Genomic DNA, 20,938 nt, shown 5'->3' with positions numbered 1-20,938 from the left:
GGCGAGATTGCGACGGGCGGCGAGTTGCAGCGTCCGGACGGACGTGGTGAATAGAGAGGGTTATGACGCAGCGCCGCACGGTCGTCCTCGCCGATCTCCACCTCGTGCGCCAGACGCCGGGCGACGTCACCGCCGATCTCGCCCGGTTCGTGGCGGCCCACCCGGGAGCCCGCATCGTGGTCGCGGGCGATCTGTTCGATCTCTCGTCCGAGTCGCCCTGGATGCCGCGGCCGCGCGCGCTGCGCGAGGCGCTCTTCGCGCACCCGACCGCGCGGGCGGCGCTCGCCGAGCACCTCGATCGGGACGGCGAGCTCTGGCTCGCGGGGGGCAACCACGACGCCGAGGTCGGAGCGCCCGACTTCCCGCAGGCGCTGGCCGAGGCGCTCGAGCTGACCGGCGAGGCCCGATCGCGGATCCGGACGACGCCCTGGTTCTTCCGCGAGGGGGCGATCCACATCGAGCACGGGCACCTGTACGACCCGGACAACGCCCCTGCCCACCCGCTCGTGGTCGGCGAGCGCAGCCTCGGCGTCCACTTCGTCGAGGAGTTCATCGCGCCGACCGGCGCGCACCGCTATCTGCAGGCGAACGACCAGACGCCGCTCCGGCTGTTCCTGTCGGCGTTCACCTGGTACGGCCCCCGCGCGCCGTACGTCATCTACCGCTACTTCCACGCGGCGATCGGCGCGATGCTGAAGAGCGGGCCGCTGTACCGCGCGCGGGGCGAAGCGGAGGTGGGGGCCGAGGTCGTCGAGCGCTTCGCGCACGAGCTCGGGGTGCCGCGCGCGACGGCCGACGGGCTCCTCGGGCTCGCGGCCACGCCGACGCTCGAGAGCGCGGCGAGCACCTTCACGCGGCTGTACTTCGATCGCGTGATCGCGACGCTGTCGATGGGCGCGGGGCTCGCGGCGCTCGGCGTTGGCGCGCGGGAGACCGGCGCCGCGGCGCTGAGCCTCGGCGCGCTGCTGATGGGCGCGAGCTGGGCGAGCGGCCACAACCGCTACGCCGGCACGGTCGCCGAGCGGCTGGCCGAGAGCGCCGGCCGCGTGGCGACGACGACCGGCGCGAAGCTGGTGGTCTTCGGCCACACGCACAAGGAAGCGCTCGGCGACGGGTACGCGAACACCGGCAGCTTCTCGTTCCCGCGCACCGCGCCCGGCAGGCCGTACGTGGAGATCGAGGGGCCGCCGGACGCGCCGCGCGCGGTGAGCCGCTTCTGGAGAGCGGTCGCGTGAAGCGCTGACGACCTAGCTGCCGCTCGCGTGCGCGGTGAGCGCGCCCTCGACCAGGTCGAGCGCGATCGGGACGTCCTCCTCCGGGATCGGCGTCCCGCCGAGCATCGCGGCGAGCAGGCGCTCCCGCGGCTCGGGGCGCAGCAAGAGCGGGCCGCCGCCGCACGTGCGGCACACGAGGCCGCCGCGCGCCGGATCCGCGTGGGCCGACTGCGTCGCGTCGCAAGCGCGCCCGCACCGGACGCACTGCGTGAGCTCGAGACCCCAGCCGAAGGCGGTCAGCAAGCGCAAGCCGGTCTCCGCCAGCAGCGCCTGAGGCGGCGCCGCGGACTCCTCGTCGAGCCGATCGAGGAGCTGGTTCAGCTCGCGCCACGCCGCCGGCTCGGCGGTGTGCGCGGGCGCGATCTCGCGCACCCAGCGCAGCGCCCGCCCCGCGACCTCGAGGCGCCCGAGATCCCCCGCGAGCCGCAGGCGGGGGCGCTCGATCGCGGCCTCGGTGAGCTGGGCCAGCTCGGCGCCGGGGCGGACCTCCAGGGTCACACGCAAGAGGTGCATCGGCTCGAGCGCCGGGAAGCGCTTGGCCGAGCGGCGCGCGCCGCGCGCGGTGGCAGAGAAGAGCCCGGCCTGCTCGGTGAAGAGCCCGACCAGGAGATCGGCTTCACCGAAGGGGACACGCCGGACCAGGAGCGCCTCGGTGCGGAGCCGCTCCGTCCGCGGGCGAACGGATCGGGGCATGGCAGGAGATGGCAGGGAACGGCAGGTTGAACCGCGAGCCGCGGCGAGCGCGCGGCGAAAATTTGGCCCTCAGGCCGAGAGCGAGGTACGAGCCGCCGCGACGGTGCCCTCGGACAGCTCCGGCGGCATGTCGTGGCCGCGGGGCCGGAGCACGATGCTGAGCGCCAGCGTGAACAGGATGAGCAGCAGCACGAACGCGATCGCGACCCCGAACCGCCGGCTCTGGGTGCGGCGCGCGGGCGCCGCGATAGGCAGCGGCGTCACCAGCGCGATCCGGCGGCTCGCCGTGTATCGGGCCAGCACCTCCTCCATCGGGAGCGAGACGGCGCGGGCATACGCCTTCAGGAACCCGCGGACGAACACCTCGCCGGGCAGGTCATCGAAGTGATCTGCCTCGATCCGCTCGATGGAGATCACGGGGATGCGCGTGGCGCGGGCGACCTCCTCCACGCTCATGGCTCGGGCCTCACGCGTGCGTCTCAGGTAGCGTCCGATCGACTCCATCCCATTCCACCCATCGTCATTCGGTCGTCACTCTACTCACCCCGAGAACCGTTGCTCAACCCCTTAACGCTCCCCGAGCTCCTTCTCGGAGCGAGGCGCGCCGAGGACCTATTGCAACGTCTGTAACTGTGCAGCGCAGCGCTGCCCCACCGGCGTCGACGCGTCGATCTCGCGGCACCGCTCGAGATCGGCGCGCGCGTCGTCGACAAGCCCCCTCTTCTCGGCGACGCGGGCGCGCGCGTCGAACGCGTCCTGCAGCCGCCGGCACTCCGGCTGGTCGGTCTCGACCGCCCTGGTGAACGCCTCGCGCGCCAGATCGAGCTCGCCCCGCTTCTCGTAGGCGAGGCCGAGCCGGTACTGCCCCACGCAGAAGAGGGGCTGCGCCGCGACGGCGCGGCGTAGCGCGTCGATCGCCGCGTCGTTGTCGCCCTTGAGCAGGTACGCCCAGCCCAGGTTGCCCCACGACTTCTCCGGCGAGGCGTAGAGGATGTCCCCGGCGAGCGGCTTGAGCACCGCGATCGCCTCGTCGTAGCGCCGCTGGTGCACGAGGATGACCCCCAGCGCGTTCTTCGCGTCCCGCATCTCGGGGTTCGCCTCGAGGGCGCGCCGGGCCATCTTCTCGGCGCTGTCGAACCGGCAGTCGCTCGAGTGGGCGTCGCCGGCGCAGAAGCCGAGCAGGATCAGCGCGCCCAGATAGGCCGCGTCCGCGTTGTCCTCGTCGAGCGCGAGCGCCTTCTCGACGTGCGCGAGCGCCTCGCGCAGGCGGCCGTGCTGGAACGCATCGCGCGCGAGATCGTACTCGGCGAGCGAGCGCGTCTCGTCCGCCTGCGCCGCGGGCTGCGCGCCGCCGCACGCCGCGAGCGGCGCAACCGGCGCGACCGCGAGCAGCGACCGGAGCGACAGGACGACAGCCGCGCCGCGGATGCACCCCGCGCGCGTCGCTGATGTCATGTGTCGCTGCGATGTCATGTGCGATCTTGATTCCGCTGCTGAGCAACGCCGCAGCGCGGCAGCACGTCAGGGCGAGAGGTGAGCTGCCCTGCGGGGACCCCTGAGTAAACCAGGCCGCTGGTCACGTCAACCCGCGAATCTGCCTTGTAGACGCGGCGCGTCCTCGCGATCGCGATTCCGCTTTCAGCAGATGTCAGGTCAGCCTAGGATGCCGGAGCGGGGGATTCCTGGACCTCACTGTTCGCCGCGGATCTCGTCCTTGAGGCCGAGCAGGCCGAACAACCTCCGCAGCGCCTCGATGTCGGGGATCTCGAGGCGCTCGTCGGCGACGCGCAGGTACTGGCCCTCGCGGAGCTGCTGCACCGCGCGCTTCACGGTGTCGACGTCGAGGCCGACGCGGGTCGACAGCTCCATCGGCGAGATCGCGAACGAGGCGCCGTTCGACGAGGCGCCGCTCGCGGCGCGCGACTGCTGCGCGAGCTTGAGGAGCGCGTTCACCACCTTCGACTGCGTGTCGTTGAGCATCATGATCTCGATCTGGTCCTCCGCGTCGCGGAGCCGACCCACGAGCTGCTTGATGATGCGCAGGGCGACGGCCGGGTTGCGCTCGACGAGGTTCTGCAGCGTGCCCTGATCGAGCGCGAGCGCGACGCCGCGGGACAGCGCGATCGCGGTCGACCAGCGCGCCGCACCGCCGAGGAGCGCGGACTCGCCGAACAGATCGCCGGGCTTCAGGACCATCAGGCTGCGCTCGGCGCCGCGGACCTTCTTGATGAGCCGGATCCTCCCCTCCTCCAGGAGATAGGCCTCGGTCCCGGGCTCGCCCTCGCGGAAGATGACGTCGCCCGCCTCGAAGGGGCGGCCGAACCGGGCGCGGAGCCGCTCGGGATCGGGCGCCGAATCGACCGGCTCCGCGCGGGCGGAGAGCTCGTCGGGCGCGTCGGGCGCCGCGGCGGGGGTGGAGCGAGGACGCGCAGGCGCCGCAGCGGGCAGCGGCGCGGGCTCCGCGTCGCTGGAGCTCGAGGCGTCGCGCTCCGCGTCGGGTGCGACGCCGTCCCCTTCAGACGAGCTGGTCATCGGGGCGGAGTGTATCCCAGCTCGGCTGGCTTCGCGTCCGGCGCGCGCACATAGAGCGGCTCGAGGAGCTCCGGGTCGTGCCCGCGAGCCGCGCTCCCGCGCTCGCCGCCCAGCGCGGCGGCCCGGAGCCGGCCCACCGCGAGGCGCGCGATCCACGCGGCGTCGGGGAAATCCAGCGCCTCGCCGCGGACGGCGAGGGGCCGGAGCGCCTCGATCTCTTCGGCGACCGCGCCGACGACGACGATCCGGCGGCCCGCGGCGAGCGCGGCCACCGCGTCGAACGCCGCGTCGCGCGGCAGGTGCCGCGGCGGCACCTCCGGCGGCGCGGCGGGCCGGTCGAAGGCGGCGAGGAAGACCTCCCCCTTCTTGGCGTCGATCAGCGGGACGAGCAGATCGCCAGGGGCCGCCGCGCCTCCGGCGAAGGCGGCGGCGGCCATCGCCTCGAGCGACGTGACGCCGGCGATCGGGGCGTCGAGCGCGAGCGCGACGCCCTTGGCCGCCGCGACCGCCACGCGCACCCCGGTGAACGAGCCGGGCCCCACGTCGCAGCCGAGCGCCTCGACCGCCGCGGGCGGCACGCCCGCCGCGGCGAGCACCTCGTCGATGGCGCCGAAGATGCGCTCCGCGTGGCCGTGGAGGTCGGCGTACGCCGTCGCGGCGAGCAGGCGCGCGCCCGCGCCCAGCGCCGCCGCGCGATCGGCGGCGGGGGCGGCGCCGCCCGGAGGCGCGGCCGCCTCGGCGGAACCGTCCAGGTTCGCTGCATCGAAGAGCGCGACGCTGCCGCGCGGGGTCGAGGTCGAGAGGGCGAGGAGCTTCAAGGCGCGCTCGGGAACGTTGCAGACGCGGTGCTGTCTGGCAGAACCACGGGCCACGGGCAACGGGCTTCAGCGAGGTGCTGGGCGCCGCGGCCCCTTCGACCGGGCCCGGGCGCGGAGTGCGAGCGGATGCGCGATCAACGAGCGATGCTGCCGGCGCTCCTCGTCTCGACGCTCGTGCACCTCGGCGCGTGGGGGTCCGCGCGGCTGACCCCGGAGGCGCCCGCGAGCGCTCCCGCCGCGCCCACGACGGAGCGCGAGCCCATCGATCTCTGGACCGGCACAACCGCGGCGCTGCCGGGCAGCGGCGGTGCCACGCCCCCGGCCGACGCGCGTGCCGGACCGGAGCGCGCCCCGGCGGCGCCCGCTCCGGCCGACGCCGTCCGGCCCGAGGCGCCCGCGGCGCGCCATGACGAGACCGGCGGCGCGCCGGCGCCGCCCGCGACGACGCCGCCCGCGACGGCGCCGCCCGCAACGGCGCCGCGCGTCCAGGCGGCGCCTCGGCCCAGGGCGGCGCCGCGGCCCAGGGCGGCGCCGCGGGCCGCGGACGGGCGCCGGGCGCCGGCGGCGGACGAGACCGCCGGCGACGCAGCGCGCCCCGCCGCGGCGCGGACGGGCGCCGGCGAGGGCGGAGAGGGCGACTTCGGGGCGGCCGGCCCGAGCGCGGTGCGCAGCCTCGGGCGCGCGTTCACGAGGGCGATCCCGCCGGCGTGCCAGGCGGACCCGATCTGGGCGACGCTGCCGCTGGGGAGCGCCGGGAAGGCGCGCTTCGTGATCGACATCGACGAGGCCGGGCACATCGCGTCGTGGCGTCCGGAGGGGGAGGAGCCGCCCGCGCGGCACCTCGGCAACCTGGCGAAGCGGACGATCGCGCTGCTCGGCCGAGGGACGTTCGCCGTGGCGCGCGGCGCGGTGACGGCCGGGAAACAGACGCTCGAGATCAGCGCCGTGATCCGCGCCGGCGCCGAGGACGGCGAGACGGGCGCGCCGGCCGATCTGGCGTGGCGCTTCGAGGGCGGTCGCGGCAAGGCGTCGTTCGCCCAGCCCGGCGGCCGCCTTGTCGAGGTCGTCGTCCAGGTGGTGCGCACGGAGGCCGCGCGGGGCGCGCCCCCCGGCTGAGCGCGTCGCGCGACCTCGTGCAGGCCATGGCGGCGCGTCGCCCGCCTGCGCGCGGGGCGCGCTCTCCAGCGCGGTCCCGGCGCTGCTTGCGGTCTCCCCTCGAAGCCCTACGTCCGGCGCGTGGAACGGCTCCGCGCTGCCGCATGGGCGTGTGTCGGGCTCCTCGGCGCCGCGCCGCTCGCTGCCTGCGACGACCGGGCGGCCGCGCTCTCCCGCCCGGCGGCGCCCCGCGAGGCGGCGGGCGCGCCGTGCTCGATCCCGCGCGAGGAGCTGCCGCCGGCGGCCGGCGGCGCGTGGCCCCTGCCGGCGCTGCCCCTGCCCACGCTGATCGAGCAGGTGCGGCCCGTGGTGGTGACCGTCGCCACCCTGCGCGCGACCTCGCTGCCGGACGGGCGCGCGACCCCGACATCCCCCTTCGGCCGCAGCGCGCCGCGGGTGGAGCGGGCGATCGGCTCGGGGTTCGTGATCGCCGCGGAGGGGCTCGTGCTGACGAGCGAGCACGTGGTCGGCGACGCGTTCGCCATCGAGGTGCAGCTCTCGGACGAGCGGGCCTTCGAGGCGACCGTGGTCGGGCGCGACCCCGCGCTCGACGTGGCGCTGCTGAAGCTGCGCGGGGCGGGGTCGCTGCGCGCCGCGTCCCTCGGATCGAGCGCTCCGATCCGGCCAGGGGACGACGTCCTCGTGATCGGCAACCCGTTCGGGCTCGGGCCGACGATGACCCGCGGCATCATCAGCGCGACGTCGAGGCCGATGGGCGCGGGGAGCCTCGACGGGTACCTCCAGACCGACGCCGCCATCAACCCGGGCAACAGCGGCGGGCCGCTCTTCAACGCGGCGGGACAGGTGATCGGCATCGCGACGGCGATCCACGAGGGCGGCCGCGGCATCAGCTTCGCCCTGCCGATCGACGAGGTGCTGGAGATCCTCCCCGAGCTGCGGGAGACCGGCCGCGTGGACCGCGGGCGCCTCGGGATCAGCTTCCAGGAGGTGACGTCGCAGCTCGCGCGCGCGCTCCGGCTCCCCGGCCGGATGGGCGCGCTGATCACCGAGGTCGAGCCGGAGAGCCCCGGGTCGCGCCTGGGCTTCAAGCCCGGCGACGTGATCACGTCGGTCGAGGGACGCCGCGTCGATCACGCGCGCGAGCTCGCGCGCGAGCTCCGGCGATCCAAGCCCGGGGACGAGGTGAAGATCACCTACAAGCGCGGCGGCGCGGACCGGCGCGCCACGGTGAAGCTCGAGCGATCGGCCCTGCGCGATCCGCCGCCGGGCCGGCGCGCGCCGGACGGCCGCGCCCCGAGGGACGCCGAGGAGCCGCCGTTCGGCGTGCTGGCGAGCGACGCGCTCGAGGGCGCGCTCGTCGAGTCGATCTCGCCGCAGAGCCCGGCGGCCGGCCACCTCGAGGTGGGCGACGTGGTCCTCGACCTGAACGGCGCGCCGGTGCGCGGCGGCGCCGATCTGACGGCGCGCCTGCTCGCGGCCGGGCGCCAGGATCTGCTGCTCCGGGTGCGGCGCAACGGCGCGACCCGGTACCTCGCCGTCCCGGCGCGCTGAGCGGGCGCCGCGCCAGCGAGCTCGGTCACGCGCGCGGGAAGGCAGAGCAGGCTGGCGGGCTACATGCCCGCGATGGAGGCTGCTACGTTACGCCGCATGGGAGCTTCGGCAGGCGCGAGTTGCCCGATTTGCCGCAAGTCGGCGGGGCCCAGGCCCGAGAACCCGGTCTTTCCGTTCTGCTCGCCCCAGTGCAAGCTGGTGGATCTCGGCCGCTGGCTCGACGGCAGCTACCGGGTGCCTGGCCCACCCGTCTCCTCGACGAACGACGACGAGGCCCTGGAGTCGAGGGGACGGACGGATGGGCTCGGCGGCAACCTTCACGAAGAGGACGAATGATCGCTCGCCGCGCGCTTTGCCTGCTCACCGTTCTCGCGTCAGCCGCCGCGGCGTCCACCGCCGCGGCGCAGCCGGGCCAGCCGGCCCTGGGGGCGTCGCCGGGCGACGGCGCGGCCGCGGCCGCGCCGACGAACCCGTACGATCCTTCGATGCAGGCCGGCGGCCTCGCGCCGCCACCTCCGATGACGACGCCCGAGCCGGAGCCCGTGTCGCCCGACGACACGGAGAGGCGCCTCGACGACGCGAAGAAGGAGGACTCGGGCCGCGGGCTCGAGCTCATCTGGCTGAACGTCGAGGGGGGCTACGAGAACGTCGGCCTCCAGACGTTCAACATCGACGAGGAGGAGCTCACGGCCGGGTTCATCTCCAGCTCGGCGAACGGCGGCGTCCTCGGCGCCGGGGCGGGCGTCCGGCTCCTCTACTTCACGCTGGGCGCGCGCGGGCGGGTCGGGTTCTTCGACGACTGGCAGCTCTTCAGCCTCGGCGGCGAGGTCGGCCTGCACCTCCCGCTCGGCCGGCTCGACCCGCACGTCGATCTGGGCTTCGGCTACGCCGGGCTCGGGAGCTTCAAGAGCGCGGTGAGCGGCGCGGCCGACGCCATCGCGATCCGCGGCGTCTACGGGAGGATCTCCGGCGGGCTCGACCTCTATCTCTCGCCGGTCTTCTCGATCGGCGCGAACGCGAGCTGGGAGCTCCTGGCGCTGACCAGGCCCGGGCTCTCCACGGCGCAGATCGACCGGATCAAGGGCGAGGCCGCCGCCACGCCGCAGCAGGCCAAGGCCGATCTGCTCGCGGCCGAGGGCTCCAGCGTGGGCTCGGCGCTCGCCTTGACCGCGGTCGCCGGGCTCCACTTCTAGCCGCCGCGCCGCCGGCCCCACCGCCCTGCCGCTCGCGCCATGAACGCCGCCTCCGTGCTCCTCTGGCTCGCCACCGTCGCCGCGCCGGTCGGGGGGCTCACCGCGCTCCTCCTCGCGTCGCAGCGCCTCTACGGCAGGCGCCGGTTCGTGGTGGCGACCGCGGTGCTCGGCGCGATCGCGTTCGTGCCGGCGCTGCTGCTCGAGAGCTTCCTCCAGCGCTGGCAAGGCCTCGACAAGAACGCCGGCGCGCTCGACGCGGTGACGCTCGTCTACCTGTTCGCCGTCGCGGCGCCGCTGGAGCAGGGGCTCAAGGTCGCGGCGGTCGCGCCGATCGCTAGGCTGCGCACGGTGGACGAGCCGTTCGACGGGCTCGTCTACGCGGCCGCCGCGGCGCTCGGGTTCGTGTCGGCCCACAACGCCGTGTACCTGTGGGGCCGGCCGCTTTCGTCGATCGACATCGCGCGGGCGCTGCTCGCCGTGCCGGCGCACCTCTCCTTCGCCTCGCTGTGGGGCTACGCGCTGGGCCGCGAGCGCAAGCGGCCGCTGGGCGGGCGCCGCTTCAACGCCGCGTGGCTCGTGGCGATGCTGCTCAACGGCGCCTACGACTACATCGTCTTCGCGTGCCGCCCGGTCGCGCTCTTCCTCGCGGCCCCGGTGCTGCTCGGCCTCGGCGTCGTGGTCTTCCTGGCCGCGCGCGATCTGCTCCGCCGGAGCGCGTCGCCCCACAGCTCGCAGCGCAAGGAGCGCCGCTTCCTGCCCCACATCGCGCCGCCGTCGCTCGGCACGGTGCGCGAGGCGCTGAGGCGCACGGAGCGGCCGGTGATGCTCACCTGGATCGCCTTCGGCGCGCTCGTGACGGTCGGGGTGATGACGACCACCCTCGCCCTCGCGGTCGCGCTCGGCCACCGCTTCGGCGTCGACTTCGCGGCGGTGGATCGCGGCGACGCGTCGACCGCCGCGGCGGCGCCGCTCCTGCTCCTGGTCGCCGGGGCGATCGCGGCGTTCCCGTTCGCCGGCTACCTGGTCGCCCGGGCCTCGTCGACCGGCAGCCTCCTCGAGCCGGCCGCCTCCGCGGCGCTCGCCATCGTCGGCACGCTGGTGCTGCTCGGCCTCGCGGCGCCCGTCGCGGTCGTGTTCGCGACCGCGCTCGCCCCCATCGCGTTCAGCCTCGCGTGCGCGGGCGCCTGGATCGGCACGACGCGCTGAGGGCGCGGCGCGCCCTCGCGACGGGCGCTTACGCGGTCGCCGCCTTCGCCGCCGGCTGGTGCTTCGCCACCTCGTCCTGGAACCTGCGGAGCAGCTCCTGCGCCGCGGGCGAGAGGTTCCGCGGCACCTCGACCTGGACGATCACCTGGAGCGAGCCGCGGCCGCGGCCGTCGATCCGCGGCGCGCCCTTGCCCTTGACCGAGATCACCTCGCCGGGCTGGACGCCCGCCGGGACCTCGACGTCGACCGCCGTGTCGTCCGGCAGGTCGATCTTGACCGTGCTGCCGAGCGCCGCGGCGACGAAGGAGATGGGCACGCGCGTGATGAGGTCGAGGCCGTCGCGCTCGAAGCGCTCGTCCGCGGCGAGATCGACGTCGACGTAGAGATCGCCCGGCGGCGCGCCCTGGGCGCCCGGCATGCCCTGTCCCGGCACCCGCAGCCGCTGGCCGCCGTCGATGCCGGCCGGGAAGTTGACCACGACCTTCCGCGTCTTCTCGACCGCCCCAAACCCCTTGCAGACGGCGCACGGCGTCTTGATGACCGACCCCTCGCCCGAGCACTCGGGGCAGGTCTGGGTGAACATCACGAAGCCGCGCGAGGTCGAGACCTGACCGGCGCCGCCGCACGTGCCGCACGGCTTGCGCTTGGTCCCCGGCTTCGCGCCCGAGCCGGAGCACTCGTCGCACGCGACCGGCGTCCGCAGGACGACCTCGCGCTTGCAGCCGAGCAGGGCGTCGCGCAGCGAGAGCCGCTGCTGAACCCGGATGTCCTGGCCGCGCGCCGGCCCGCGCCGCCGCCGCTGCCCGCCGCCGAAGCCGCCGAAGAACTCGGAGAAGATGTCCTGGAAGTGCGAGAAGATGTCGCTGTCGGCCGCGCCCCCCATCCCCTCGAGGCCGGCGTGGCCGAACTGGTCGTACCGCCTGCGCTTCTCCTCGTCGGAGAGGACCTGGTACGCCTCGGTGGCCTCTTTGAAGCGAGCCTCCGCCGACGCATCGCCGGGGTTCCGGTCCGGGTGGTACTTCAACGCAGCCTGACGATAGGCCTTGCGAATGTCGTCAGGCGTCGCGTCTCGCGCGAGGCCAAGAACTTCGTAGAAGTCGCGCTTTTCACTCATGAATGGTGGACCGCCGCGTCGATCCTGCCCGACAGGGGGCATAGGCGCCGGCAGACCATAAGTCGTCGCCCGCGCCTGTCAACGCGTAATACAGCGTGAACGCCCAAGGTGACCCGGGCGTCGCGAGATCTTCCGTGCGGGCCGCGGGGCTGCTACTGGCCGCGCGGGCCGCGGCGCAGCTACTGGCCGCGGCGCTGGAACGCGGGCGTGTCCCAGTCGGAGTCGAGCGGCGGGACGAAGCTCGCGCGGTCGCGCGGGCCGCCGCCCGCCGACTGCACCTGCGGCGCCGGACGACGGGTGGCCGGGTACGCGACCTCCTCGTGACGGTGCGGCTGGCGCTGCGTCATGGGAGGAACGCTCGGGGCAGAGCGGGCCGACATCGGCCCGGCCGCGGCGGAGAGCGACGCGCCGATGGAGTGCGCGGTCGCGCGGGGCTGCGCGGCGCTCGCGAGCTGCTGGGGCACCTCGGCGACGAGGTGATCGAAGCCGGTGGCGATGACCGTGACCTTGATCATCTCGCCCATGTTCTCGTCGATCGTCGCGCCGAAGATGATGTTCGCGTCCTCGTGCGCCTGCTCCTGCACGAGCGTCGCGGCCTCCTCGATCTCGCGCATCCGCATGTCGGGGCCGCCGACGATGTTGATGAGCACGCCCGTCGCGCCCTCGACGGAGATGTCGTCGAGCAGCGGCGAGCTGACGGCCATCTCGGCGGCGAGGCGAGCGCGGCCCTGCCCCTTCGCGCAGCCGGTGCCCATGAGCGCGCGGCCCATGTTCGACATCACCGTCTTCACGTCCGCGAAGTCGACGTTCACGATCCCGTTCTGCGTGATGAGATCGCTGATGCCCTTGATCGCCTGGTAGAGGACCTCGTCCGCCTTGCGGAACGCCTCGACGAACGAGAGGTCCTCGTCGCCGAGCGTGAGGAGCTTCTGGTTCGGGATCGTGATCAGCGTGTCGACGTGCTCGGCGAGCATGGCGAGGCCGAGCTCGGCGCGGCGCGAGCGCTGCTTGCCCTCGAAGAAGAACGGCTTCGTCACGACGCCGACGGTCAGGCACCCCTCCTCGCGCGCGAGCTGCGCGATGACCGGCGCGGCGCCGGTGCCGGTGCCGCCGCCCATCCCCGCGGTGACGAACACCATGTCCGCGCCCTGGATGCACTCCTTCACCCGGGTCACGTCCTCGAGCGCCGCCTTGCGGCCCTTCTCGGGATCGGCGCCCGCGCCGAGACCGCGCGTGACGCTCGCCCCGATGTGGAGCTTGGTCGGCGCGAGGCTCGCTCCGAGCGCCTGGGCGTCGGTGTTGACGACGATGAACTCCACGCCCTCGAGGCCGAAGTTGATCATCGTGTTGACTGCATTGCCGCCAGAACCGCCACAACCGATGACCTTGATCCGGGCGTCGTACCCGGTGTGCTCGTCGGCAAACTCGATGGAGAAACTCATGAACTCCTCCCGGGGATGTACAGCTAGCCGCTCGGCCCGGCGCCGACCCTCGCGGAGGTCGAGCGGCACGGAACCCTAAGTGCGCGAGGACGTCCTCGCTCCGGACGGCGTTCAGAGGGGCGCCTCTTCCCCTTCGAACACCGCTTTTCAGACCCTCTTGACTTTGCGTTCAAGAGGGCTCGCCAGCGCGTTCTCTGGCCCTCTCAAACCCAATTGTCTAACAACTTTCTCTTGCTACGTCATGCCTAGAATGCTGCTCGCAGCCAGTTCCAGAACCTCCCGCTCGACCTCTTTTCAATCTGCATTTCTTCGATGACTTCCCGGCGCGGCTCGCGCTCTCGGAGCTTCTCGCGGCGGCCCTCCGCGCGGCCGGCGTGAGCGGCCTCGTGCGTCACCGGCGTGAGCGCGCGCGCCTGCGCGAGAGCGTTGGCGCCGTACTGAACGAGGCCAACCCCGGTCGCGTACTGCGGGCCAGCCACGAGCTGCGTGATGCCTCGCACGCCGACCGGCACGCCGAGGCGCACCGGCATACCGAGGATCTCCTCGGCGAACTCGGTCATCCCCTCCATCAGGACGCCCCCGCCGGTGACCACCGCGCCGGCCGAGAGCTGCTCCAGCATGCCGGTGTCCTCGATCCGCTTGCGGATGACCGCGAAGATCTCCTCGACGCGCGGCTCGATGATGTCCGACAGGACGCGGCGCGCCGCCTTGCGCGGCAGGTGCCCGCCCACGCCGGGGACCTCGATCTCCTCCTCGTCGCCGACCATGCGGCCGAGGGCGCAGCCGGCGTTGCGCTTCAGGCGCTCGGCCTCGCCCATCGGCGTGCGCAGCCCGGCCGCGATGTCCGCGGTCACGTTGTTTCCGCCCGCCGGGATCACGCTGGCGTGCGCGATGCCGCCGTCCACGTAGAGGAGCAGGTCGGTCGTGCCGCCGCCGATGTCGATGATGGCGACGCCGATCTCCTTCTCGTCCTCGGAGAGCACCGCCTCGGCGCTGGCGAGCGGCTCCAGCACGACGTCGGCCACGGTGAGGCCGCAGCGCTCGGCGCAGCGGACGACGTTCTGGACGCACGAGGTCGCGGCGGTGATGAGGTTCACCTTCACCCCGAGCCGGACGCCGCTCATGCCGACCGGGTCGCGGATGCCGTCCTGGTTGTCGACCGTGAACTCGCGCGGCAGGACGTGCAGGATCTGGCGATCGGCGTCGACCGGGATCGCCCGCGCGCCCTCGAGGACGCGCTCGACGTCGAGCCGGGTGACCTCGCCGCCCGAGACCGCGGCGACGCCGTCGGACTGCTGGCAGCGGATGTGGCTGCCCGCGACGCCGGCGTAGACGGTGCGGATCTCGACGCCCGCCATCGTCTGAGCGGCCTCGATCGCCTCGGCGATCGAGCGCACCGTCCAGTCGATGTTGCTCACCACGCCCTTCCTCAGGCCGCGGCACGGGACGTTGCCCACCCCGAGGATGGTGATCCCATCAGCGTCGATCTCGCCAACGACCGCCGAGACCTTGGTCGTCCCGATGTCGAGGCCGACGACGATCTCAGTAGTCTCCATCCGGCTCTTCATTGCGTGCACCACCTCATGCGGGGACGAGCCCCATGCGCGTGTCAGGCGGGCACGACGCTGCCACGAGCCGAGAGAGCCGGCCAAGTTTTGCTCGGCGATCGCCGGCGCGTAGAGCGGGCGCGACGGCGGTCATCTCATCCTCACCACGACGCGCTCGGGGTGCGCGTCGTTGTCCAGGAAGATCACCGACGCGCTCGCCTTCCGCTGGGCGAGCTCGGTGAGCACCCGCGCCGCCTGGCCGACCTTGTCGCGGTAGGGCGGCTGCCCGAGGTGGAGCGCGATCCCCTCCTTGCCGATGGTGATGACGACCGACCCGTCCCGCTCGACGTGGAGCTCCTGGATCGGATAACGGCGGGCGACGCCGGCGCGCTCCATGTCCTCGACGACGTCGAGCATGCGCCGGACCGCGATGACGACGCCGGCGCGGTCGCGCGCCACCTGCTCGCCCGTGATCCCCGTGACGATCGGGAGATCGAACGGGTCGTCCTCGGCGAGCTCCTTGAAGAGCTCGCCGTCGCGCGTCGCGAGGTAGAGATCGCCGCCGATCGCGACGAGGGCCTGCGCCTCCCGCTCGACGACGCTGACGTGGACCGTCGAGGGGAGCGTGCGGGTGACCGTCGCCTTCTCGATCCAGGGATCGGTGGAGATCGCGGCGCCGGCGAGCTCGAGGTCGAGCGTGAAGATGTTCTTGCCGACCTCGATGCCGCCGGAGCTCGCGACCTGCTCGGCGGAGCGGCGCTGCGCGCCGTCGACGAGCACCGTGCGCACGGCGAAGCGCGGGCTCGACACGATGTAGCGGCGCGCGCCCCACGCGACCGCGGTCGAGGTGATGAGCACGACGGCGGCGCCCGCGAGCAGCTGGAGCGCGCGGAGGTGGCGCGAGATCGGCCGCGCCGGGCGCGCTCCCGCGGGCGAGCCGCTCGAAGGCGGCGGGCGCGGCGGGCGCACGGAGACGCTCGTCGCGGGCGGGGCCGGCGACTCGTGCGACGACGGGGTCGCCGGCCGCACGCGCTCGTTCTTCGGCGCCGGCGCGGCGGCCACGGGCTCCGGCTTCGATCCGCGCGCGGGCCCCGCCCGGCCAGGCGGCGCGGGGGGCGCCGTCGACGCGCGACGGCGGTTCGGCGGCGGGGCGCTCGGGCGCTCGGTCATGGGCTGCCCTCCTGCGGCGCCCTCGCCTCGAGGCGCGCCTTGAGCTCCCGCACGCAGGCGTTCACGTCGCCGGCGCCGAGCGCGATGACCACGTCGCCCGGCCGGACGATCTGCTCGAGCGCCTCCGCGAGGTCGGCCTTGTCCGCGACGTAGCGCGCGTCGTGGTGGCCGTGCTCCCGGATCGACTGGACGAGGCGCTCGGCGGTGACGCCGGGGATCGGCGCCTCGCCCGCGGGGTAGATGTCCGTGACGAGCAGCACGTCGGCCTGGTTGAAGGCGCGCGTGAACTCGTCGAAGAGGTCGCGCGTGCGGGTGTGCCGGTGCGGCTGGAAGGCCACGACGACGCGGTGGTCCTCGCCGGGGAACGCGCGCCGTGCCGCGTCGACGGTGGCGCGGATCTCGGCCGGGTGGTGGCCGTAGTCGTCGATCAGCGTGACGCCGCCGATCGACCCGACGACGGTGAAGCGGCGCGCGACGCCGCCGAACGTGGCGAGCGCCTGCTTGGTGACGTCGAGCGGCACCTCGAGCTCGTCCGCGACCGCGATCGTGGCGAGGCAGTTCAGGACGTTGTGCGCGCCGGGCATCTTCACCGTGAACCCGCCGAGCGGCTCGCCCCGGCGGTACGCGTTGAAGCTCGTCTCCAGGCCGCGGAACTGGATGCCGCGCGCCGAGTAGTCCGACTGCGGCGAGACGCCGTACGTGACGTGGCGGCGCGGGATGCGCGGGAGCAGATCCTGGACGTGCGGGTGGTCGAGGCAGAGCACGGCCAGCCCGTAGAACGGGACGCGCGCGGCGAACTCGACGAAGGCGTCCTTGATGCGCTCGTGCGTGCCGTAGTGATCGAGGTGCTCGGGGTCGATGTTGGTGACGACCGCGATCGTCGGGGTGAGCCGCAGGAACGAGCCGTCGCTCTCGTCGGCCTCGGCGACGAGCAGGTCGCCGGCGCCGAGCCGCGCGTTCGTGCCGAGCGCCGCCATCTTGCCGCCGACGACGACGGTGGGATCGAGGCCGGCGGCGCGCAGGACGGTGGCGACGAGGGAGGTCGTGGTGGTCTTGCCGTGCGAGCCCGCGATGGCGACGCCGTACTTCACGCGCATCAGCTCGGCGAGCATCTCCGCGCGGCCGATCGCCGGGATCCCGAGCGCGCGCGCCTCGGTGAGCTCGGGGTTTTCGGGCCGGATGGCGCTCGAGTACACGACGACGTCGACGCCGCGGACGTTCTCGGCGCGGTGGCCGATGTCGATCCGGACGCCGAGCGACGTGAGCCGCCGCGTGGTCGAGCTCTCCTTGAGGTCCGAGCCGGAGACCTCGAACTCGAGCGAGCGCAGGATCTCGGCGAGGCCGCTCATCCCGACGCCCCCGATGCCGACGAAGTGAACGTGGCGAACCCGACCGCGGAACATCAGCCTGCCTCCTCCCGACCGAGGGCAGCACCGAGCGGCGCGGCCTCTTCCATCACGGCGCGGCGCTGCGCCTCCCCGCCGCGCGCCGCGCGGCCGAAGAGGGCCGGGAGGCGCAGCGCGCGGTGGCGCGGAGCTCGCGCGAGCTCGAGCAGATCGGCGGCGACGCGCGCCGCGGCGTCCGGCGTGGCGAAGGCCGCCGCGGCGTCCGCCATGCGGGCGCGGAGCGCGGGCGCGGCCGCGAGCCGGGCGATCTCGCCGGCGAGGCGCGCCTCGGTGGCGTCGGCCTGGGCGATCGCCACCGCGGCGGAGGCCCGCTCGAGGGACTGCGCGTTCTTCAGCTGGTGATCGTCGGCCGCGAACGGGTACGGGATCAGGATCGACGGGCGCCCGACGGCGCAGAGCTCGGCCAGCGTCGAGGCGCCGGCGCGGGCGATCACGACGTCGGCCGCGGCGAGCGCCTCGGCCACGTCGTCGATGAACGGGACGACGCGGGCGCGCTCCACGAGGCCGAGCTCGGCGTAGAGCGACCGGACCGCGGCCTCGCGGTCCCTGCCCGTCTGGTGCACGACCTCGAGATCGACGCCGCGCTCGCGGCCCTGCGCGATCGCGCGCGGGACGACGTCGTTCAGGGCGAGCGCGCCCTGGCTGCCGCCGAGCACGAGCAGGCGGAGCTTGCCCTCGCGCGGCGCGTACGGCGCGCGGGCGAAGGCGCGCCGGAGCGGGACGCCGAAGAGGCGCACGGTGCTCGGGCGCAGCGCGCGCGCCGCCTCCGGGAAGGCGACGTACGCGCGATCGACGATGGGCGAGAGGAGCCGGTTCGAGAGCCCGAGGACGCTGTTCGGCTCCAGGATCGCGACCGGCACGCCGAGCGAGCGCGCCGCGAGGGAGACCGGGCCGCCGGCGTACCCGCCGAGCGAGAGGACGACGCGGGCGTCGAGCCGCTCGACGAGGCGCCTCGCCTCCGGGAGGACGCGGCCCGCGCGGGCGGCGCCGCGCACGAAGCCGGAGAGCCCGCCCCCGCGGAGCGGCAGGACGTGGAGCAGCTCGAGGGTGTCGCCGCGCTCGCGCATGACGCGCACCTCGATGCCGCGCGCGGTGCCGACGTAGACGACGCGCGCGTCGCGCGCCGCGGCGCGGACCGCGTCGCCGACGGCGACCATCGGGAAGACGTGGCCGCCGGTGCCGCCTCCGGCGATCAGGACGGTCACCACGCGCCGCCCCCTTCGGCCGAGGTGGCGATCACGGCGGACGCGCTCGGCGCGTTCGGGACGGGCGAAGCGCCCGCCGCGCCGCCCCGAGCGGTGGCCACCGGGGTCCGCGCGCGGCTGATGCTGAGCAGGATGCCCGCGGCCGCGGCGTTCACGAGCAGCGACGAGCCGCCGTAGCTGAGGAACGGCAGCGTGAGCCCCTTCGTCGGGAGGATCGCCATCGCGACGGCGAGGTTCGTCATCGCCTGCACGCCGAAGAGCGTCGCGATGCCGAACGCCATGAAGCTGCCGTAATCGTCGTCGGCCTCGAGGGCGATCTTCACGCCCCGCGAGACGATGACGAGGTACGCCGCGCAGAGGCCGACGATGCCGACGAAGCCGAGCTCCTCGCCCACGATCGCGGACACGAAATCGGTGTGCGCCTCCGGCAGGTAGAGCACCTGCAGCCCCCGCCCGAGCCCGAGGCCGAAGACCCCGCCGGAGCCGAAGCTCATGACCGACTGGAACGGCTGGTACGCCAGGTCGGCGCGGTTGTTGTCCATGTCGATCCACGCGAGGTAGCGCGCGTAGCGGTAGCCGCTGAAGCGCACGAGCGCGGCGGCGGCGAGCGCCATCAGCATGGAGAACGCGGCGATGTACGGGACGCGCGCGCCCGCGACGAACAGCAGCGTGAAGGTCAGGAAGAGCAGCACGACCGCGCTGCCGAAGTCGGGCTGCTTGAGGCAAAGGAGCATCAGGAGCCCGACCACGATGAGGTGCGGGAGGAAGCCGACGGAGAACGACTTGATGCGGTCGGCCTTCTTGGAGAGCGAGTAGGCGAGCCAGACGACGATCCCGAGCTTCGCCACCTCGGCCGGCTGCACGTTGATCGGGCCGAGCGCGAGCCACCGGTACGCGTTGCCCGCCTTGTGGCCGAGCCCCGCCACGCAGGCGACGAGCATCGCGGTCACGGCGATGAGCACCGGGTACGTGAGGACCTTGATCCGGCGGTAATCGATGCGGCTCGTGATCCACATCGTGGCGATCGCGAGGACCGCGTAGACGGCCTGGCGCTTGAGGAAGAACTGCGCGTCCTTGTAGCGCACGGTCGCCTCGACGGCGCTCGCGCTGTAGACCATCACCACGCCGAACCCGATGAGCGCGGTGACGACGGCCGCGAGCAGGGCGTCGACCGGCCCCGAGGGGCTCGACCCCTTCCAGAAGGCCTCGGCGGCCGCGAGGGCCGCGCCGGGCGCCGCCTTGTCCTGCTCCGAGGGACCGATGTGCCGGTTCTTGGGCGCGCCTTCGCCCGCGCCGAGCTTGCCGCTCCACATCACGACGCCACCTCCCCGGCGGCTCGCTCCAGCGCGCGGACCGCGCGGACGAAGGCGTCGCCGCGGTCCTTGTAGTCGCGGAACATGTCGAAGCTGGAGCACGCGGGGCTGAGCAGCACCGCGTCGCCCGGCCGGGCGAGCGAGCGCGCGGCGCGGACCGCCTCGTCCATCGAGCCCGCCCGCGCGATCGGCAGGGCGCCCTCCGCCGCGGCGGCGATGCGGTCGGCGGCCTCGCCGAGGACGACGAGGGCGCGCCCCCGCTCGCGCAGCGCGGCCACGAGCGGCGCGTAATCGCCGAGCTTGTCGCGCCCGCCCGCGATCAGCACCGCCTTCGCCTCGCGCAGGCCGGAGAGCGCCGCGACCGAGGCCCCGACATTGGTCCCCTTCGAGTCGTCGTAGTAGCGGACCCCGTCGACGTCGGCGACGAGCACGGTCCGGTGCGGGAGCCCCTCGAAGCGCGCGAGCGCGTCGGCGATCGCCGACGGAGGGGCGCCGAGCGCGGCCGCCAGCGCGACGGAGGCGCAGGCGTTCGCGAGGTTGTGCGCGCCCGTGAGGCGGACGCGCTCCAGCGGGTAGCTCGCGCCGGCGACGCGATCGACGATCGCGCCGCCCGAGGCGCTCACGTCGGCGCGGGCGTCGCGCGCGCTGAACGTCACCGCGCGGGCGCGCCCGCGCGCCGCCTGGCGGGCGACGAGCTCGTCGCCGAAGGGCACGACCGCGACGTCCTCCGGCGTCATCCGCTCGAACGGGTTGCCCTTCGCGTCCGCGTACGCCGCGAAGCTCGGGTAGCGATCGAGGTGATCGTCCGTGATGTTCAGCAGGGCGTGCGCGCGGGCGTGCAGGGTCGGGACGCGCTCCGCCTGGAAGCTCGAGATCTCGAGGACGAGGGCGTCCCACGCCTCCCCGACGGCCTCGGCGAGCGGGGTCCCGAAGTTGCCGCCGACGAAGGTGCGGAGGCCGGCGCTCTCGAGCATCGCGCCCGTGAGCGCCGTCGTCGTGCTCTTGCCGTTGGTCCCGCCGACGAGCACGATCGGCGCCGACACGAAGCGCGACGCGAGCTCGAGCTCGCCGATGACCTCGCGCCCGGAGCGCTCGACGGCGTCGAGCGCGGGGAACGACGGCACGCCCGGCGAGACGACCACGAGGTCGGCGCCGTCGAACAGCGCCGGATCGTGCCCGCCCGGCGCGAGGACGGCGCCCTCCGCCTCGAGGGACGCGGCCGCGGCGGAGAGCCGCTCGCGCTGCGCCCCGTCGTTCGCGATCACGCGCGCGCCGCGCGTGAGGAGGAGGCGCGCGGCCGCGACGCCGCTCCGCCCGAGCCCGACGACGATCACTGTTCGCCCGCGGACGTCCATCAT

At 74.2% G+C, this 20,938-nt stretch carries 19 protein-coding genes; 6 read left to right on the top strand and 13 right to left on the bottom strand.

What is annotated here, in order from left to right:
- Positions 1-62: 62 nt before the first annotated feature.
- A complete protein-coding gene (locus WME98_RS34875) occupies positions 63-1,235 on the top strand; it encodes a hypothetical protein (RefSeq protein WP_437945980.1) in 1,173 nt (390 codons plus the stop codon).
- 12 nt (positions 1,236-1,247) lie between these two features.
- Here the strand turns inward: WME98_RS34875 and recO are convergent, their stop codons facing one another.
- The 5 genes from recO to tsaB form a co-directional block, all read right to left on the bottom strand.
- Positions 1,248-1,967 carry a DNA repair protein RecO gene (recO, locus tag WME98_RS34870; RefSeq protein ID WP_437945979.1) on the bottom strand — a complete coding sequence of 240 codons (720 nt, stop codon included), beginning with the start codon at positions 1,965-1,967 and terminating at the stop codon, positions 1,248-1,250.
- A gap of 69 nt (positions 1,968-2,036) precedes the next feature.
- On the bottom strand, positions 2,037-2,423 hold the full coding sequence (locus WME98_RS34865; protein WP_437945978.1) for a helix-turn-helix domain-containing protein: 387 nt from the start codon (positions 2,421-2,423) through the stop codon (positions 2,037-2,039).
- Positions 2,424-2,579: 156 nt separating this feature from the next.
- Entirely contained in the window at positions 2,580-3,440 is an 861-nt protein-coding gene (locus WME98_RS34860) for a tetratricopeptide repeat protein (RefSeq protein ID WP_437945977.1), read from the bottom strand.
- Between the two features lie 216 nt (positions 3,441-3,656).
- Positions 3,657-4,499, bottom strand: coding sequence for a Crp/Fnr family transcriptional regulator (locus WME98_RS34855; protein WP_437945976.1), 843 nt, complete (start codon positions 4,497-4,499; stop codon positions 3,657-3,659).
- The gene (gene tsaB / locus WME98_RS34850) at positions 4,496-5,317 is read right to left on the bottom strand and encodes a tRNA (adenosine(37)-N6)-threonylcarbamoyltransferase complex dimerization subunit type 1 TsaB (protein ID WP_437945975.1); all 822 of its coding nucleotides are present in this window, start codon (positions 5,315-5,317) and stop codon (positions 4,496-4,498) included. Before tsaB ends, WME98_RS34855 begins: the two co-directional genes overlap by 4 nt.
- 126 nt (positions 5,318-5,443) lie before the next feature.
- On the opposite strand from tsaB, the gene WME98_RS34845 reads away from it, so the two are divergent.
- The 5 genes from WME98_RS34845 to WME98_RS34825 all read left to right on the top strand — a co-directional run bounded on the left by WME98_RS34845 (position 5,444) and on the right by WME98_RS34825 (position 10,383).
- Positions 5,444-6,433 carry a hypothetical protein gene (locus tag WME98_RS34845; RefSeq protein ID WP_437945974.1) on the top strand — a complete coding sequence of 330 codons (990 nt, stop codon included), beginning with the start codon at positions 5,444-5,446 and terminating at the stop codon, positions 6,431-6,433.
- Positions 6,434-6,553: 120 nt separating this feature from the next.
- On the top strand, positions 6,554-7,984 hold the full coding sequence (locus WME98_RS34840) for a trypsin-like peptidase domain-containing protein (protein WP_437945973.1): 1,431 nt from the start codon (positions 6,554-6,556) through the stop codon (positions 7,982-7,984).
- A gap of 96 nt (positions 7,985-8,080) precedes the next feature.
- A complete protein-coding gene (locus WME98_RS34835) occupies positions 8,081-8,320 on the top strand; it encodes a DNA gyrase inhibitor YacG (RefSeq protein ID WP_437337017.1) in 240 nt (79 codons plus the stop codon).
- Entirely contained in the window at positions 8,317-9,177 is an 861-nt protein-coding gene (locus WME98_RS34830) for a hypothetical protein (RefSeq protein WP_437945972.1), read from the top strand. Before WME98_RS34835 ends, WME98_RS34830 begins: the two co-directional genes overlap by 4 nt.
- Positions 9,178-9,216: 39 nt before the next feature.
- On the top strand, positions 9,217-10,383 hold the full coding sequence (locus WME98_RS34825; RefSeq protein ID WP_437945971.1) for a PrsW family intramembrane metalloprotease: 1,167 nt from the start codon (positions 9,217-9,219) through the stop codon (positions 10,381-10,383).
- A 28-nt stretch (positions 10,384-10,411) separates the two neighbouring features.
- On the opposite strand, the gene dnaJ is transcribed toward WME98_RS34825, so the two are convergent.
- From dnaJ to murD, 8 genes are all read right to left on the bottom strand, one after another.
- The gene (gene dnaJ / locus WME98_RS34820) at positions 10,412-11,497 is read right to left on the bottom strand and encodes a molecular chaperone DnaJ (RefSeq protein ID WP_437945970.1); all 1,086 of its coding nucleotides are present in this window, start codon (positions 11,495-11,497) and stop codon (positions 10,412-10,414) included.
- 179 nt (positions 11,498-11,676) lie between these two features.
- On the bottom strand, positions 11,677-12,939 hold the full coding sequence (ftsZ, locus tag WME98_RS34815) for a cell division protein FtsZ (protein WP_437945969.1): 1,263 nt from the start codon (positions 12,937-12,939) through the stop codon (positions 11,677-11,679).
- 245 nt (positions 12,940-13,184) lie between these two features.
- Positions 13,185-14,495: a cell division protein FtsA gene (ftsA, locus tag WME98_RS34810; protein WP_437945968.1), complete on the bottom strand. Its 1,311-nt coding sequence runs from the start codon at positions 14,493-14,495 to the stop codon at positions 13,185-13,187.
- Between the two features lie 141 nt (positions 14,496-14,636).
- Entirely contained in the window at positions 14,637-15,656 is a 1,020-nt protein-coding gene (locus WME98_RS34805; protein ID WP_437945967.1) for a cell division protein FtsQ/DivIB, read from the bottom strand.
- Complete coding sequence (gene murC, locus WME98_RS34800) at positions 15,653-17,059, bottom strand: UDP-N-acetylmuramate--L-alanine ligase (RefSeq protein WP_437945966.1); 1,407 nt, start codon at positions 17,057-17,059, stop codon at positions 15,653-15,655. The genes WME98_RS34805 and murC overlap by 4 nt, the downstream gene beginning before the upstream one ends.
- On the bottom strand, positions 17,059-18,270 hold the full coding sequence (gene murG, locus WME98_RS34795) for an undecaprenyldiphospho-muramoylpentapeptide beta-N-acetylglucosaminyltransferase (RefSeq protein WP_437945965.1): 1,212 nt from the start codon (positions 18,268-18,270) through the stop codon (positions 17,059-17,061). Before murG ends, murC begins: the two co-directional genes overlap by 1 nt.
- Complete coding sequence (ftsW, locus tag WME98_RS34790) at positions 18,264-19,580, bottom strand: putative lipid II flippase FtsW (protein WP_437945964.1); 1,317 nt, start codon at positions 19,578-19,580, stop codon at positions 18,264-18,266. The genes murG and ftsW overlap by 7 nt, the downstream gene beginning before the upstream one ends.
- On the bottom strand, positions 19,580-20,938 hold the full coding sequence (murD, locus tag WME98_RS34785) for a UDP-N-acetylmuramoyl-L-alanine--D-glutamate ligase (protein WP_437945963.1): 1,359 nt from the start codon (positions 20,936-20,938) through the stop codon (positions 19,580-19,582). Before murD ends, ftsW begins: the two co-directional genes overlap by 1 nt.

The organism is Sorangium sp. So ce296 (assembly GCF_051529605.1).
GTDB lineage: Bacteria > Myxococcota_A > Polyangia > Polyangiales > Polyangiaceae > Sorangium > Sorangium cellulosum_D.
This window is presented reverse-complemented; position numbering and strand designations above follow the sequence as displayed.

What these genes read in the sequence shown, in the direction of transcription:
- WME98_RS34835 (WP_437337017.1), top strand. Translation starts at nt 8,081, where the DNA reads ATGGGAGCTTCGGCAGGCGCGAGTTGCCCGATTTGCCGCAAGTCGGCG.
- WME98_RS34855 (WP_437945976.1), bottom strand. Translation starts at nt 4,499, where the DNA reads ATGACCAGCTCGTCTGAAGGGGACGGCGTCGCACCCGACGCGGAGCGC.
- WME98_RS34860 (WP_437945977.1), bottom strand. Translation starts at nt 3,440, where the DNA reads ATGACATCGCAGCGACACATGACATCAGCGACGCGCGCGGGGTGCATC.
- murD (WP_437945963.1), bottom strand. Translation starts at nt 20,938, where the DNA reads ATGATGGACGTCCGCGGGCGAACAGTGATCGTCGTCGGGCTCGGGCGG.
- WME98_RS34875 (WP_437945980.1), top strand. Translation starts at nt 63, where the DNA reads ATGACGCAGCGCCGCACGGTCGTCCTCGCCGATCTCCACCTCGTGCGC.
- WME98_RS34830 (WP_437945972.1), top strand. Translation starts at nt 8,317, where the DNA reads ATGATCGCTCGCCGCGCGCTTTGCCTGCTCACCGTTCTCGCGTCAGCC.
- recO (WP_437945979.1), bottom strand. Translation starts at nt 1,967, where the DNA reads ATGCCCCGATCCGTTCGCCCGCGGACGGAGCGGCTCCGCACCGAGGCG.
- murC (WP_437945966.1), bottom strand. Translation starts at nt 17,059, where the DNA reads ATGTTCCGCGGTCGGGTTCGCCACGTTCACTTCGTCGGCATCGGGGGC.
- WME98_RS34845 (WP_437945974.1), top strand. Translation starts at nt 5,444, where the DNA reads ATGCGCGATCAACGAGCGATGCTGCCGGCGCTCCTCGTCTCGACGCTC.
- ftsZ (WP_437945969.1), bottom strand. Translation starts at nt 12,939, where the DNA reads ATGAGTTTCTCCATCGAGTTTGCCGACGAGCACACCGGGTACGACGCC.
- WME98_RS34825 (WP_437945971.1), top strand. Translation starts at nt 9,217, where the DNA reads ATGAACGCCGCCTCCGTGCTCCTCTGGCTCGCCACCGTCGCCGCGCCG.
- dnaJ (WP_437945970.1), bottom strand. Translation starts at nt 11,497, where the DNA reads ATGAGTGAAAAGCGCGACTTCTACGAAGTTCTTGGCCTCGCGCGAGAC.
- WME98_RS34865 (WP_437945978.1), bottom strand. Translation starts at nt 2,423, where the DNA reads ATGAGCGTGGAGGAGGTCGCCCGCGCCACGCGCATCCCCGTGATCTCC.
- ftsA (WP_437945968.1), bottom strand. Translation starts at nt 14,495, where the DNA reads ATGGAGACTACTGAGATCGTCGTCGGCCTCGACATCGGGACGACCAAG.
- ftsW (WP_437945964.1), bottom strand. Translation starts at nt 19,580, where the DNA reads ATGTGGAGCGGCAAGCTCGGCGCGGGCGAAGGCGCGCCCAAGAACCGG.
- WME98_RS34805 (WP_437945967.1), bottom strand. Translation starts at nt 15,656, where the DNA reads ATGACCGAGCGCCCGAGCGCCCCGCCGCCGAACCGCCGTCGCGCGTCG.